This is a genomic window from Methylobacterium sp. 77 (assembly GCF_000372825.1).
Taxonomy (GTDB): domain Bacteria; phylum Pseudomonadota; class Alphaproteobacteria; order Rhizobiales; family Beijerinckiaceae; genus Methylobacterium.
The window spans coordinates 1,557,708-1,571,441 of record NZ_KB910516.1; the positions used below are offsets into that span (position 1 = coordinate 1,557,708).

Annotated in this window: 13 protein-coding genes; 8 read left to right on the forward strand and 5 right to left on the reverse strand. The window is 69.9% G+C overall.

All coding sequences use genetic code 11. The features are described from left to right. The first annotated feature begins 71 nt into the window (after positions 1 to 71). The 3 genes from A3OK_RS0107395 (at position 72) to A3OK_RS0107405 (ending at position 2,556) form a co-directional block, all read left to right on the forward strand. Positions 72 to 1,421, forward strand: a complete 1,350-nt coding sequence (locus A3OK_RS0107395) for a chloride channel protein (RefSeq protein ID WP_026597028.1) — start codon at positions 72 to 74, stop codon at positions 1,419 to 1,421. 69 nt (positions 1,422 to 1,490) lie between these two features. Beyond that, positions 1,491 to 1,670 carry a DUF1328 domain-containing protein gene (locus A3OK_RS0107400; protein WP_019904307.1) on the forward strand — a complete coding sequence of 60 codons (180 nt, stop codon included), beginning with the start codon at positions 1,491 to 1,493 and terminating at the stop codon, positions 1,668 to 1,670. A 22-nt stretch (positions 1,671 to 1,692) separates the two neighbouring features. Continuing rightward, on the forward strand, positions 1,693 to 2,556 hold the full coding sequence (locus tag A3OK_RS0107405; RefSeq protein WP_019904308.1) for an SDR family oxidoreductase: 864 nt from the start codon (positions 1,693 to 1,695) through the stop codon (positions 2,554 to 2,556). A gap of 14 nt (positions 2,557 to 2,570) precedes the next feature. Here A3OK_RS0107405 and A3OK_RS0107410 read toward each other — a convergent pair whose 3' ends face one another. Then, on the reverse strand, positions 2,571 to 2,975 hold the full coding sequence (locus A3OK_RS0107410) for a DoxX family protein (protein WP_019904309.1): 405 nt from the start codon (positions 2,973 to 2,975) through the stop codon (positions 2,571 to 2,573). A 115-nt stretch (positions 2,976 to 3,090) separates the two neighbouring features. Here A3OK_RS0107410 and A3OK_RS22485 point away from each other — a divergent pair, with 115 nt between their 5' ends. Next, positions 3,091 to 4,071: a LysR family transcriptional regulator gene (locus A3OK_RS22485; protein WP_019904310.1), complete on the forward strand. Its 981-nt coding sequence runs from the start codon at positions 3,091 to 3,093 to the stop codon at positions 4,069 to 4,071. On the opposite strand, the gene A3OK_RS0107420 is transcribed toward A3OK_RS22485, so the two are convergent. The 3 genes from A3OK_RS0107420 to A3OK_RS0107430 all read right to left on the reverse strand — a co-directional run bounded on the left by A3OK_RS0107420 (position 3,978) and on the right by A3OK_RS0107430 (position 7,363). Continuing rightward, the gene (locus A3OK_RS0107420) at positions 3,978 to 5,681 is read right to left on the reverse strand and encodes a lysine--tRNA ligase (RefSeq protein ID WP_019904311.1); all 1,704 of its coding nucleotides are present in this window, start codon (positions 5,679 to 5,681) and stop codon (positions 3,978 to 3,980) included. The genes A3OK_RS22485 and A3OK_RS0107420 overlap by 94 nt on opposite strands. Positions 5,682 to 5,769: 88 nt before the next feature. Further along, complete coding sequence (locus A3OK_RS0107425; RefSeq protein WP_019904312.1) at positions 5,770 to 6,720, reverse strand: pyridoxamine 5'-phosphate oxidase family protein; 951 nt, start codon at positions 6,718 to 6,720, stop codon at positions 5,770 to 5,772. Positions 6,721 to 6,748: 28 nt separating this feature from the next. Then, positions 6,749 to 7,363, reverse strand: coding sequence for a glutathione S-transferase (locus A3OK_RS0107430; protein ID WP_019904313.1), 615 nt, complete (start codon positions 7,361 to 7,363; stop codon positions 6,749 to 6,751). A 139-nt stretch (positions 7,364 to 7,502) separates the two neighbouring features. Between A3OK_RS0107430 and A3OK_RS0107435 the strand changes: the two genes are divergently transcribed. The 3 genes from A3OK_RS0107435 (at position 7,503) to A3OK_RS0107445 (ending at position 10,877) form a co-directional block, all read left to right on the forward strand. Further along, the gene (locus A3OK_RS0107435) at positions 7,503 to 8,429 is read left to right on the forward strand and encodes a LysR family transcriptional regulator (RefSeq protein ID WP_019904314.1); all 927 of its coding nucleotides are present in this window, start codon (positions 7,503 to 7,505) and stop codon (positions 8,427 to 8,429) included. Between the two features lie 110 nt (positions 8,430 to 8,539). Next, on the forward strand, positions 8,540 to 9,721 hold the full coding sequence (locus A3OK_RS0107440) for an MFS transporter (protein ID WP_019904315.1): 1,182 nt from the start codon (positions 8,540 to 8,542) through the stop codon (positions 9,719 to 9,721). 85 nt (positions 9,722 to 9,806) lie between these two features. Further along, positions 9,807 to 10,877 carry a nitronate monooxygenase family protein gene (locus tag A3OK_RS0107445; RefSeq protein WP_026597030.1) on the forward strand — a complete coding sequence of 357 codons (1,071 nt, stop codon included), beginning with the start codon at positions 9,807 to 9,809 and terminating at the stop codon, positions 10,875 to 10,877. A 29-nt stretch (positions 10,878 to 10,906) separates the two neighbouring features. On the opposite strand, the gene A3OK_RS0107450 is transcribed toward A3OK_RS0107445, so the two are convergent. Continuing rightward, on the reverse strand, positions 10,907 to 11,743 hold the full coding sequence (locus A3OK_RS0107450) for a transporter substrate-binding domain-containing protein (RefSeq protein ID WP_019904317.1): 837 nt from the start codon (positions 11,741 to 11,743) through the stop codon (positions 10,907 to 10,909). 120 nt (positions 11,744 to 11,863) lie between these two features. Between A3OK_RS0107450 and A3OK_RS0107455 the strand changes: the two genes are divergently transcribed. After that, entirely contained in the window at positions 11,864 to 13,732 is a 1,869-nt protein-coding gene (locus A3OK_RS0107455) for a glycosyltransferase family 2 protein (RefSeq protein WP_019904318.1), read from the forward strand. Positions 13,733 to 13,734 lie beyond the last annotated feature (2 nt).

A 13,734-nucleotide genomic window follows, 5' to 3' on the forward strand; every position in this document is an offset into this window, starting at 1 on the left:
ATGGTCGATCGAGCGTGTCGCCGTGATGTCGAAGTTTGTCGTGAGGGCGGAGTTTGTCGGGGCCGGTTCCCGTGCTTGAGCCCAACCCCGCCTCCCCTCCCTCGCGGACGCGTTTGTCCCGCCTGCGCGGCGCGGCCTTCGACGCAGCGCCGCTCTGGCGGCAACGCCTGCTGTTTCTCTTCGGAGGCCTCTGCGTCGGGCTTGCCGCCGTGGCGATGGCCAAGCTCGCGGACTGGGCCCAGGACGTGTTCCGCTGGGTGCTGGCGCCCTCCCCCCTGATCGCCCTGGTGGTGACGCCCTTGGGCTTCGCCATCGCGATCCTGCTGTCGATCCGGGTGTTCCCGAACTCGCAAGGGTCCGGGATTCCTCAGGTGATCGCCGCGCGCCATACCGAGGATCCCGAGATCCGCGGCGCCCTGGTCTCCCTCAAGACCGCGTTCGGCAAGATTCTGGTGATGACCTTCGGCCTCGCCTGCGGCGCCTCGACGGGGCGCGAGGGGCCGACCGTGCAGGTGGGGGCGGCGATCATGGCCGCCGTCGGCCGGCTCGACGCCGATCGCCTGCCCGGAGTCATCCTCGCAGGAGGAGCGGCGGGGGTCGCGGCCGCCTTCAACACACCCATCGCCGGCATCGTCTTCGGCATCGAGGAACTGAGCCGGACCTACGAGGCGCGCACCAGCGGGCTCATCGTCGCCACGGTCATCGCGGCCGGCCTGACGGCGCTCGCGATCCAGGGCGACTACACCTATTTCGGCACCACCAAGGCTCTCCTGCCCTTCGGCCCCGGCTGGATCGCGGTGCCGATCCTCGGCGTGCTCGGCGGTGTCGCCGGCGGCGTGTTCGGCCGCGTCACCATCCTGTTCGCCAGGGGGCTGCCCGGGCGGATCGGCGGCGCCATCCGTCGCCATCCGATCGTGTTCGGCGGCCTGTGCGGGCTCGGCGTCGCCCTGTGCGGGCTGGCCTCCGGCGGCACGGTCTACGGCACCGGATACGAGGAGGCCCGCGCCATGCTCCACGGCACCGATGCCGGCAATCCGGCCTACGCCCCGCTGAAGTTCCTGTCGACGGTCTTCTCCTCCATCAGCGGCATACCCGGCGGCCTGTTCGCGCCCTCGCTCAGCATCGGGGCGGGGATGGGCGTCTGGCTGCACGGCCTGTTCGTCGACGTGCCCATCGGCGCGCTGGTGCTGATCGGCATGGTCGCCTACCTCACCGGCGCGCTGCAGGCGCCGATCACCGCCTTCGTCATCGTCACCGAGATGACCCAGGACCATTCGATGATGATTCCGCTCATGGTCACCGCCCTGATCGCGGATGCGGTCTCCAAGCTGATCTGCCGCGAGGGGCTCTATCACGCGCTCGCCGCCACCATCCTGGCGAATGCCGATCCCGCCCCCCCGCCGGTGGTGCGGACCGCGTGACAAGCTTGAGCGGAACGCTTTTCCGACGAGACGGTTATCGGTCGTTCCGCACGGTGGAGTTCTGCGCGCATGACCCTTTTGAAATGGGCCCTCATTTGTTTCGTCATCTCGCTCCTGGCGGGCGGCCTCGGCTTTACCGGGATCGCGTCCGGCGCGCGCTCGCTGTCGCGGATCCTGTTCGGCGTGTTCCTGGTGATCGCGATCGTCATCGTCGTGCTGGCCATTGCTGCCGGAAAGATGATCTTCTGATCCCGGATCGCTTCCCGCGGCCATGACGGCGCCCGTGCCGTCTATCCCGGAGAAAACCTGTCTCGTGACCGGCGCCACCTCCGGCATCGGCTACGAGACAGCTCTGGGTCTGGCGCGGGCCGGTGCCCGGGTCGGGATCGTCGGCCGCGATGCCGGCCGCACCGATGCCACGGCCGCTCGCCTCCGAGAGGCCGTGGCCGGCGCCTCCATCGACGTCTTCCTCGCCGACCTTTCCTCGCAGGCGGAGATCCGGCGCCTCGCCGCCGAGGTGCGGGGGCGCTACGCCCGTCTCGACGTGCTGGTGAACAATGCCGGCGCCATCTTCGATTCTCGGCATCTCACCGTCGACGGGCTCGAGCGGACCTGGGCCCTCGACCATCTCGCCTACATGCTGCTGACCCTGGAACTGCTCGACCTGATGAAGGCGAGCGCGCCCGCCCGCGTCGTCAACGTCGCTTCGATGGCGCATAAACGCGGCCGGACCGACTTCGACGATCTCGACGGTGCCCGGCGTTACGGGGCGCTGAAGGCCTATGCGCAGGCCAAGCTCGGCAACGTGCTGTTCACGGCCGCCCTCGCCCGCCGCCTCGTCGGCACCGGGGTCACCGCGAATTCCCTCCATCCGGGCGTCATCGCCAGCGGGTTCGCCGGCGGCACCGGAGGCTGGTTCGGCTTCGGCTGGTCGCTGATCCGGCCCTTCCTGGCCAACCCCGCCGATGGCGCCGCGACGTCGCTCCACCTCGCGACATCGCCGGAGGTGGAGACCGTCAGCGGACTGTACTTCTCCAGATGCCGCCCGGTCCCGACCTCGAGCATCGGCCGCGACCACGATCTTCAAGAACGCGTCTGGGCCTTGAGCCTGCGGCAGCTCGGGCTGTCGGTGTAGGATCGGTCACGGGTTCAGCGCAGGCGGGCCTTGAGACGATCGCTGTCCGACCGGTGCAGGCCGATCACGACGAGGGTCAGAACCAGCAGCATCCCGGCCGGCAGGGGCGTTCCGCCGATGATGGCCAGATGGGTGACGATGGCGCCGAGCATGGTGCAGGCGAGGGCGATGGCCGCGACGAGACGCGTGGAGGGCAGGAGCAGCAGCACCGCGCTCGCCACTTCAATGGCGCCGGTGAGATAGCGGAACCACTGGCCGATGCCGATTCCGTCGAAGGTTTGAACCATCATCGGGATTCCGGCGAGCTTGGCGCTTCCTGCGGCGAGAAAGGCGGCGGCGAGGAGGAGGCGCACCGCCCATGAGGTGATGGCGAAGCCTTTCGAGGCGGTTGGGACGGTGTTGGCGGTGATGGTCGACATGGCAAGGACCCTTCGTCTTCGAGCGCGTGGTGAGGCTCTGAAGCCGGTCTAGCTTTCCTCTATCTTCCGGCGTAGCCTATCATTCTCGATCCGATCCATCGTCTTTGCCGATACCATGCTCGACGGTTTCTCCCTCGACCAGCTCCGAACCTTCATCGCGGCAGCGGAAGCCGGGAGCTTCTCCGCGGCCGGGCGCAAGCTCGGGCGGGCTCAATCCGTCATCAGCCAGACGATCGCCAATCTCGAAGGACAGATCGGCCTGGCTCTGTTCGAGCGGACCGGCCGCGTGCCGGTCCTGACCGAGCGCGGACGCAGCCTTCTCGCCGATGCGCGCGACGTGGCGGACAGCATCGACGCCTTCAAGGTCCGCGCCAAGGGCCTCCAGGCCGGGCTCGAACCGGAACTTTCCTTGGTCGCCGACGTGTTGTTTCCGATGCCGGTGCTGACGGCGGCGGCGCGTGCCTTCGCCGAGGCGTTTCCCTCGGTTCCGCTTCGATTGCAGGTCGAGGCCCTGGGCGCGGTGGCCGAACCGGTGCTGGAGGGGCGGTGCCGCCTCGGGATGTTCGTGAGCCTGCCTCTCCTGCCGCCGGGACTGGTGAAGGAGCCGTTGCTGCGCGTGAAGCTGCTGATGGTGGCCGCACCCACGCATCCGCTCGCGGCGGAGGCCGCTCCGATCCCCATGGAGATCCTTGCCCGGCACACCCAGCTCGTCCTCAGCGACCGCTCGCGTTTGTCGGAAGGGCGGGAATACGGGGTCTTCTCGCCCCGGACCTGGCGATTGTCCGACCTCGGGGCGAAGCACGCGTTCCTCCTTGCCGGGCTCGGCTGGGGCGGCATGCCGCTCTCCGCCGTGGAGCGGGATCTCGCCGCCGGGACCCTGGTGCCGCTGCGGATCGCGGGTGGGCCCGAGGCGGCCATGCTGGAGATGCCGGTCTACGCGATCTACCGCGCCGACGCCCCGCCGGGTCCGGCGGGTCGCTGGATGATCGATCACATCAAGGGTTACGAGACGGCAGCGGCCGCCTCGGACGAAGCCGGCACGAACGCGCCGGACAAGGCCTGCTCGATGAGCGATTGCGTCTCCGCGACCCCGTAGAGCGCGACGAACGAACCGAAGCGCGGCCCGCGTGCCTCGCCGAACAGCACGTTGTAGATCGTGGTGAACCACGCCTGCGACACGCCGGGGCGTCCGTCCGGGCTCTTGGCCTTGCCCGACAGGTCGGGGAAGTGCCGCCGGCCGACCTCGTAGACCACAGCCTGCAGCCCTTCGGGATCGGTCGATCCCCGATGGGCGTCCAGGGTCGCCGACAGGTCGGCGAGGGCCGCCCTCTCCTCCTCCGTCGCCGTCCGATAGACCTTTGCCGGCCGCACGAGGTCGCGGAAATAGGCCAGCGCGTGGCCGACCAGCCGGTCGAGGACCGGATGGGTCTCCGGACCGATCTCCGGGTCGTAGCGGCGGATGAAGCCCCACAGCACCGCCGGGTCCTCGGTGTTGGCCACCGCGGCGAGGTTGAGCAGCATGGCGAAGTTCAAGGCGCCGCCCTTGCCCACGGCCTCGGCCGCGGGCGGATGGCCGGCATGGAGATGCCAGACCGGGTTTCCGAGCCGCTGCGCCGGCTCCTGGCCGGGGAACTTCTCGAGGAAGTTCAGGTAATCGTCGACCTGACGCGGGATCATCTCCACGAACAGGCGCTTGGCCTCGCGCGGCTTGCTGTACATGAACAGGGCGAGACTGTCGGCGGTGCCGTAGACGAGCCAGTCGTCGATCGACAGGCCGTTGCCCTTGGACTTCGAGATCTTCCGGCCTTCCTTGTCGAGGAAGAGTTCATAGTTGAATCCCTCCGGCGGCTCGCCGCCGAGCGCCCGCGCGATCTCGCCCGAAAGCTTGACCGAATCGATCAGGTCCTTGCCGGCCATCTCGTAATCGACACCGAGGGCCACCCAGCGCATGGCCCAGTCGGGCTTCCATTGCAGCTTGGCATGGCCGCCGGTGACGGGGGTCTCGTAGGCTTCGCCGGTCTTCGGGTCGCGCCAGACCAGGGTGCCGGCGCTCACGCGCACCTCGTCGATGGGCACCTGCATCACCTCCCCCGTCTCCGGGTGGAGCGGCAGGAACGGCGAGTAGCTCGCCGAGCGCTCGGCCCTGAGCGAGGGCAGCATGATCGCCATCACCGCCTCGTACCGCTCCAGCACGGTGAGAAGCGCGGTGTCGAACACGCCCGAGCGGTAGCATTCGGTGGCCGAACGGAACTCGTAGTCGAAGCCGAACGCGTCGAGGAAGCGGCGCAGTTCGGCGTTGTTGTGCGCGCCGAAACTGTCATGCGTGCCGAACGGGTCGGGCACCCTGGTCAGCGGCTGGTTGAGCGCCCGGATCAGCATCTCCTTGTTCGGCACGTTGTCCGGAACCTTGCGCAGGCCGTCCATGTCGTCCGAGAAGGCGATGAGGCGGGTGGGAACGCTGTCGTTGGTCAGCACGCGGAAGGCGTGGCGCACCATCGAGGTGCGCGCCACCTCGCCGAACGTGCCGATATGCGGCAGGCCCGACGGCCCGTAGCCGGTCTCGAACAGCACCTCCGACTTCGGCTTGCGCTCCAGCCGCGCCACCAGCTTGCGCGCCTCCTCGAACGGCCAGGCGGCTGCATGGGCGGCGGCCTCCACGGAGGCGGGGTCGAGGACGAGCGGGGACGAAGCGGTCGGGGCGGACATGGGAACAGCGTCAGTTCTGCGAGAAGATGCGGGAAGCCTGGAAACGAGCCGGCGAAGCCGGGCACCCTAGGGAGCGTGCCTTGGAGGGTCAACGCATGGGCCGAGGCGGTGACGCGAGCAATGCGCCCGCGCGCCGGATCAGAGCCCGAGGCGTGAAGCGCCAGAGCCTTTCGGCACCCGGAAAGGTCGCGATCTCGGGAGCGTCGAGAAGCACCTCGGCATGTCCCGTCATCTGCAGCAGATCGCCGGTGGAGAAGTCGATGACGGCGAGCCCGGCGCGGGGATTGGCGCGCATGTTTCCGAGGGTGTTGAAGAACCGGTTGCCGGAATAATCCGGGACCGTGAGCACACCGTCCTCGCCGATCCGCACGAATGCCTTCGGGCCGCCGCGATGCGAGACATCGACCTGCCTCTCGCCATCGTCCCCCTCGACATAGCTGGCGACGAAGAAGGTATCGGCGCCGGCGATGAGCGCGCGGTCGCCGTCGTCGAGGCGATGCGCGAGGGCGGGAGCGGCCTCGGCACGATCACCCATGGAGTGGGACGCCTCTCGAACCCGGATGTCTCGGACCTGGACGTCTCGGACCTGGATGTATTGCGGACAATTGCCGAAGCTCTGCTGCACGCGGATCTCGAAACCGTCCTTGTCCCGGCGCCCGACGATTCCGTTCAGGCGATTGCGTCGGCGCGTCGCGAGATCGATCCCGAGAAGACCGATCGCGGCGCCGTCTATGAGACCCGCCTCGGCGGGATCGCGGGAATCGGCGGTTCCCCGGACATGGAGATGGAACGGATCCGGCGCATCGAGGAAACCCGGCGGACCGGTGCGAAGCGTCGCCCAGACCTCGCCGGCCGGGTCCACCGCCCCCAGCACCACGAAGGGCAAGCGCCGGTAGAAGTCGCGATGCTGATCGATCATCCGGTCGCGGATCACACGCGGGCCGAGTTCGCCCATCCGCTCGGCGACGCCGACATGTTTCTGGATCGCGACCTCGCCCGGATGCCAGGGCGAGGCTGGATCGTGTTCCGATAACGACATGGGGGTTCTCCCGTGACAGGGGTTGGTTTCAGGCGGCGCGCAGTCCGGCCGGCGTTTCGGCGAGCGGCACGAAGCCGGGCAAGGCCTCGATGCGGGCGAGCCAGGCGCGGATGTCGGCATAGGGCGTCAGGTCGACATTCCCCTCGGGCGCGGCGGCGATGTAGCTGTAGAGGGCCACATCCGCGATCGTCGGATGGTCGGCGGCGATCCAGTCCCGGCCCGTGAGTTCGGCTTCGATGCGGCCGAGAATCTGGTGGGCTCGGGCGATCACCTCCGCCGCGTCGAAGGCGGCGCCGAACACCGTGACGAGGCGGGCGGCGGCCGGTCCGAAGGCGATGGGGCCGGCAGCGACCGAGAGCCAGCGCTGCACCCGCGCCGCGCCGGACGCATCCTCCGGCAGCCAATCCGAGCGCCCGAGCTTCTTTGCCACGTAGACCAGGATCGCGTTCGAATCCGGAACGACGGTGTCGCCGTCCACGAGCACGGGCACCTGCCCGAACGAGTTCAGCCTCAGGAATTCGGGCGCCCTATGAGCACCCGCTGCGAGATCCACCTCGACGATCTCGTGAGCAGCGCCGACCAGGGACAGGAACAGGCGAGCCCGGTGCGCGTGCCCGGACAGCGACATGTGGAACAGCTTCATGACGGATCTCCTCGATGACCGGACCAAGGCGCCGGCGGCATCCGCATCAGAGACCCTTCCCTGGATTGTGTGAACCGGCATTCCCTGCAATCGACTGTTCCGTAGAATGGAATAATCGGCGGAAGCGGGAGAGGACGGCATGGATCGTTGGCAGGCGATGCGGGTCTTCGTTCGGGTCGCGGACAACGGCAGCTTCGCGGGTGCCGCGCGCCAGCTTCACATGAGTCCGCCCGCCGTCACCCGTGCGGTGGCGTCGCTCGAGGACCAGATCGGGACGCGGCTGCTGACGCGGACCACGCGCTCCCTCAAACTCACGGAGGCGGGCGGACGCTACCTGGAGGATTGCCGGCGCATCCTCGCGGAGATCGAGGAGGCGGAAGCCGTCGCGGCCGGCTCCTCCGTGACCCCGTCGGGGACGTTGACGGTCACCGCTCCGGTTCAATTCGGCCGGCTCTACGTGCTGCCCGTCATCCTGGATTATCTCGCGCGCCATCCCGCCGTCGGCGTGCGCGCCCTGTTCCTCGACCGCGTGATCAACATGGTCGAGGAAGGCGCCGATGTCGGCATCCGCATCGGCCATCTCGCCGATTCCGGGATCGTGGCGATCCGGGTCGGCACCGTCCGCCGGGTGCTCTGCGCCACGCCCGGCTATCTCGACCGGCACGGGACACCCGCGACGATGCGGGATCTTCGGGACCACGCCATCATCGGCTCGATGAGCACGGGATCGCCGGGCGAAGGCAGGTCCGGCGGCAAGGAACTGTCCAGCGGCAAGGAACGAGCGGGCGGCGCCCTGCATCCCCGGCTGGTCTGCAACACGATCGACGCCGCCCTCGCGGCCGCCCTCGCCGGCCAGGGCATCGCACGTCTGCTGTCCTATCAGGTCGCGCCGTCGGTCTCCGAGGGCCGGCTCAGGCTGATCCTCGACGATCCCGACACGGCGCCGATGCCGGTCCATATCGTCAGCCCGGAGGGGAGGCGCGCTCCGGCCAAGGTCCGCGCCTTCATCGATCTGGCCGTGGCGCGGCTCCAGGCCGACCCGAGGGTCAATCCCGGCCGTTCCTGACGGGCGGAGCCTCGCCGCCGCGCTTGCATGCGCGGTTCATACGTTTGCCGCGTCCGACGGAGAGAGTGCGGCATCGCCTCCCGTGACATCCGCGTGTCCCAGAAAGCTCCATGACCACCACGACCACCACGACCACCACGACCGCCACCACCGCCTTCACCGAAACCCCGGCCCCCGCCCGATCCGAACGCCGCTCCACCCGCCTGCTGTTTCTCATCGTCGGCTTCGGCATCGCGGCCTGGGCGCCGCTGGTGCCGTTCGTGAAGGCGCGGGCCGGGCTCGATGACGGCAGCCTCGGCCTGCTGCTCCTGTGCCTCGGCATCGGTTCCCTCCTGGGCATGCCGGCGGCCGGTGCGCTGGCCCTGCGCTTCGGCACGCGTCCGGTGCTGATCGCCGCCGTGGCCCTGATCGGCCTGACGCTGCCGCTTCTCGCCCTCGCCTCTCCGCCCCTGCTGCTGGCCGCCGCGCTCATGCTGTTCGGCGCCGGCCTGGGCGTCCTCGATTGCCTGATGAACATCCAGGCCGTGGTGGTCGAGCGCCGGGCCGGGCGCCCGCTCATGTCCGGCTTTCACGGTCTCTACAGCCTCGGCTGCATCCTGGGCGCGGCCGGGTTCAGCGCGATGCTGAGCGCGGGGCTCTCGCCCATCACCGCGACCCTCGTGGTGGTCGCCGGCATCGCCGCCGCGCTCCTCGCCGCCCTGCCCGGTTTGATACCCGCCGAGGGCGGCGACGGCGGACCGTCCTTCGCGATCCCGCGCGGATCGGTGCTGTTCATCGGCCTGCTCTGCTTCGTCGTCTTCCTGACCGAAGGATCGGCGCTGGATTGGAGCGCCGTCTTCCTCATTCAGGAGCGCGGGTTCTCTCCGTCCCAGGCCGGCCTCGGCTACGCCGCCTTCGCCCTGACCATGACGGTGGGACGGCTCACGGGCGATGCCGTCGTGGCCCGTATCGGCCGCGCCCGCATCGTCGTGCTCGGCGCGCTCGTCGCCGCCGCCGGCCTTCTCCTCGTCACCGGCATCGCGTCCTGGCCCGCCGGCCTCATCGGCTATGCCCTGGTCGGCGCGGGCTGCGCCAACATCGTGCCGGTGCTGTTCACGGCGGCCGCGCGCCAGGACGTGATGCCGGCCCGCCTCGCGATCCCGGCGGTGACGACGCTCGGCTATGCCGGCATTCTCGCCGGACCCGCCGCCATCGGCTTCCTCGCCCACGTGACCAGCCTGTCGATCGCCTTCCTCGTGGTCGCGGGCCTGCTCGTCGGCGTCGCCGCGAGCGGAAGGTGGCTGCGGACCTGAACCCTGTCCTTCGCAGTGAGAACGGGTCCGTCGCGGTCCGATGGTGTAGAACGGACGCCCTCCCCGCCCGGAAGGAATGCGCATCATGTGGCCTGACAGACGTTTTCTCGATCTCGTCGGTCTGGAGCATCCCATCGTCCAGGCCCCGATGGTGGGACCGAAGGCCGGGCTCGCGGCCACCGTCTCCGGTGCCGGCGGTCTCGGGTCGCTGGCCTGCGCGGCCCTGAATGCGGAGCAGGTCCGCAGCGAGGTCGCGCTGATCCGCCAGGGCACGGACCGCCCGTTCAACCTGAACTTCTTCTGCCACGCGCCGGCCGCGCCCGATCCGGCCCGCGAAGCCGCATGGCGGGAGAGGCTGGCGCCATATTATCGGGAGCTCGCTCTCGATCCCGCGGCGCCGATCGCGATGGCCAACCGCGCGCCCTTCGACGAGGCGCTCTGCGCGGTGGTGGAAGAGGTTCGCCCGAAGGTGGTCAGCTTCCATTTCGGCCTGCCTGACGACGCCCTGCTCCGCCGCGTCAGGGCAGCGGGCTGCCTCGTCTTCTCCTCGGCCACCACGGTCCGCGAGGCCCGCTGGCTCGACGAGCGCGGCGTGGACGCGATCATCGCGCAGGGCGCGGATGCCGGCGGCCATCGCGGCATGTTCCTCGCCGAGGCGCTCGAATCCCAGGTCGGCACCGTCTCGCTGGTGCCGCAGGTGGTCGACGCGGTCCGCGTTCCGGTGATCGCGGCGGGCGGCATCGCCGATGCGCGCGGCGTCGCGGCCGCCCTCGTGCTCGGCGCCTCGGCCGCCCAGATCGGGACCGCCTACCTCTTCTGCCCGGAAGCCGGCACCTCCGCCGTCCATCTCGCAGCCCTGCGGGCGGCGCGCGACGAGGACACCGCGCTCACCAATGTGTTCACCGGCCGCCCTGCGCGGGGGCTCCTGAACCGGGCCATGCGGGAACTCGGCCCGGTGAGCCCTGAGGCGCCGGCCTTTCCCACGGCCGCCGTGGCCCTCCAGCCCCTGCGCCAGCGCGCGGAGGCGCAGGGCGTCGGCGACTTCTCACCGCTCTGGTCGGGACAGGCGGCATCGCTGGCGCGGGAGTTGGGCGCCGCGGACCTGACGCGGCAACTGGCGGAGGAGGCGCGTGGAATCCTGAATATCTGCCGGTAGAACCGCCCGCCGGTCGGCAGGCGCCCGGGTCAGAACGGGCTGACGGGGAAGAACCGCAGATACAGCTCGGCGTATTTTCCCTCGTCCCAGACCCGTTGGAGGGCCTCGTCGAGGGCGCGCGACAGGGCGGTGTCCTCGCGCCTCGTGACGAGGCCGATGCCTTCGCCGAAATAGCGGTTCTCCAAATAGTCGCCGCCCACCAGCGCGCAGCAATTCGACGAGTCGATGCCGCCGATCCACAAGGCGAGGTTCAGCCCGTCGGCGAAGACGTAATCGACATCTCCGCGCCGGAGCGCGCCCTCGGCCGTGGCGAGGTCGGTGAATTCGCGGCCCTCCGCCTTCGGGAAGAACGCCTTGAGGTAGGCCGCATGGGCGCTGCCGCCGACGATGCCGACGGACTTGCCCGCGAGCGCCTTGGCCGAGGGGGCGGGCAGGCCCTTGTCGCTGCGGGCGGCGAAGCGCGCCGGCCAGCGGAAATACGGGCGGGTGGCGAGGAAGCGGCTGCGCAGGGTCGGCGTCAGCGGGATCGCGGCCGCGACCACGTCGCCCTGCCGCTCGGCCAGGGCGTCGAGCAGCGTATCGAACCGCCGCGCCTGGATGGTGCAGCTGATCGACAGGCGCTCGCAGACCACCCGAACGAGCTCCACCACGAAACCGGTCGGCGCGCCGTCCGGCCCCGCGAAATGCAGGGGCGGGAATTCGTCGTCGGTGAGAAAACGGATGGCGCGTGCCGTCTGCGGCGCCTCGATCCGTTCGAGACGGCTGCGCGGGTTCCAGAAATTCGGGATCGTCACCCCCGGAGCCGCCGCCTCCTGCGCCGCAGCCGGCCAGGCCGGGAGCAATGCCGCCACCAGCAAGGCGGCCACGCCCCGCTTGAGGCGGCTTGACGCGCTGGTTGTATTCGTATCGCACTGGTTGTGCGCGGGAATCGTCTGGCTCACGGCTCTCCCCCTACCACGTTCCCGGGCCGCGGGGAGCCGGTTCCGATGTCGATCCTCGGTTTCAGGAGCTTGCGCGGCGAAACGGTGGCGCTGCCGCCGGAGATCGCGTTTCTCCTGGGCCATGCCGTCTCACCGATGCTGCTGGCGAAAGCCGCCGCCCTGGCGCGGGCGAGCGGCACCGATGCCGCCACCGCCCTGATCCAGTCGGGTTTGATCGAGGAGGAGAGGTTCTACCGTGTCCTGGCGCTCACTCTCGGCGCGCGCTTTCTCGGCGACGCCCTGCCCCTCGGTGCGGGCGCGCGGTTTCCCGACAGCCTGATCGCGGGCGTCGCTCCCCTCGCCCCGGGGATGGGCGCGGCCTTCGTCTATGCACCGCGTGGGCGCGCGGTCGTCGAATTGCTGGAGGGGCGCAGCCCCACCGGGCTGATGCCGGCGATCACGACCCCGACGGCCCTGCGCCGCGCGATCTTCGCTCAACGGCCGGCGGCCATCGCGGCCCATGCCTCGGACGAGCTGGTCAGGCGCCGGCCGGACTGGGCCTACAATGCCGCCCCGGCGGCGCCCATCATTGCCCTCGCGAGCCTCCTCTTCGGCGCGGTCGTCCTCGTCGCCGCCAGCCTTCCGGCTCTGCTCATGACGGCGGTCTGGATCCTGGTGCAGGTCGGGTTCCTCGCCCTGCTGACCTTTCGCGTGGCCGCCATCGGACCGACGAGCGGTGTCGAGCCGGATCGGCCTCCCGGCCAGCGGCTGCCGGATGCCGACCTGCCGGTCTACACGGTGTTCGTCGCGCTCTACCGGGAGGCGGCGGTGGTCCCCCGTCTCCTCGGCGCGCTGACGCAGTTCGATTATCCGGTGACGAAGCTCGATATCAAACTCCTCACCGAGGCCGATGACGGCGCCACGGCAGCGGCGCTCGCCCGCCTCGCCCTCCCGGCGCATGTGGACGTCGTCGTGGTGCCGCCGGGCCTTCCCAAGACCAAGCCGCGTGCCCTCAACGCGGCCCTTCCGCTGGCGCGCGGAAGCTGCCTCGTCGTCTACGATGCGGAGGACGTGCCCGATCCCGGCCAGTTGCGCGCGGCGGCCGAGGCCTTCGCCCGCGCCTCCCCGCGTACCGCCTGCCTGCAGGGGCGCCTCGTCATCGACAATGCCCGCGATTCCTGGCTGACGCGATGCTTCGCCCTCGAATACACCGCCCTGTTCGACGTGCTCGGCCCGGCTCTCGCGGCCTGGCGTCTGCCGACGCCGCTGGGGGGAACATCCACCCATTTCCGCACCCATATCCTGCGCGCGGTCCATGGCTGGGATGCCTGGAACGTCACCGAGGATGCCGATCTAGGCCTGCGTCTGGCGCGGGCCGGCTACGATGTGGGTGACCTGCCGAGCAGCACGATCGAGGAGGCGCCGGCCCATTACAAGGCCTGGCTCAACCAGCGCACCCGCTGGATGAAGGGCTTTCTCCAGACGAGCCTGACCCATGGCCGCAACCCGCTCGTCGCCGTCCGCGAACTCGGACCGCTGGCGAGCCTGTGCGCGCTGGCCCTCATCCCCGGCACGGTGGCCTCGGCCCTGGCCTATCCGTTCCTGATGCTGCCGGCTTTGGTCTCGCTCTGGCCGAGCCGGATCGAGGCGGGGACCAGTTTCTGGTCGAACCTGCCCACGGGCGCTGCGATCACGGTGCTCGTCTCCGGCTTCGTGGCGATGCTCATGCCGGCCTATATCGGCTGCCGGCGCCGGGGATGGCACGACCTCATCCCCTTCGTGCCGCTGCTGCCGGTCTATTTCCTGCTCGTCAGCCTCGCGGCGTGGCGCGGGGTGATCGAGCTGGTCCTCGCGCCCGACCGCTGGAACAAGACCGAGCACGGCCTGTCCCGGACCTCGCGCAGCGGGGCGCTGAAACCGCGGCCCCCACCGTGAGG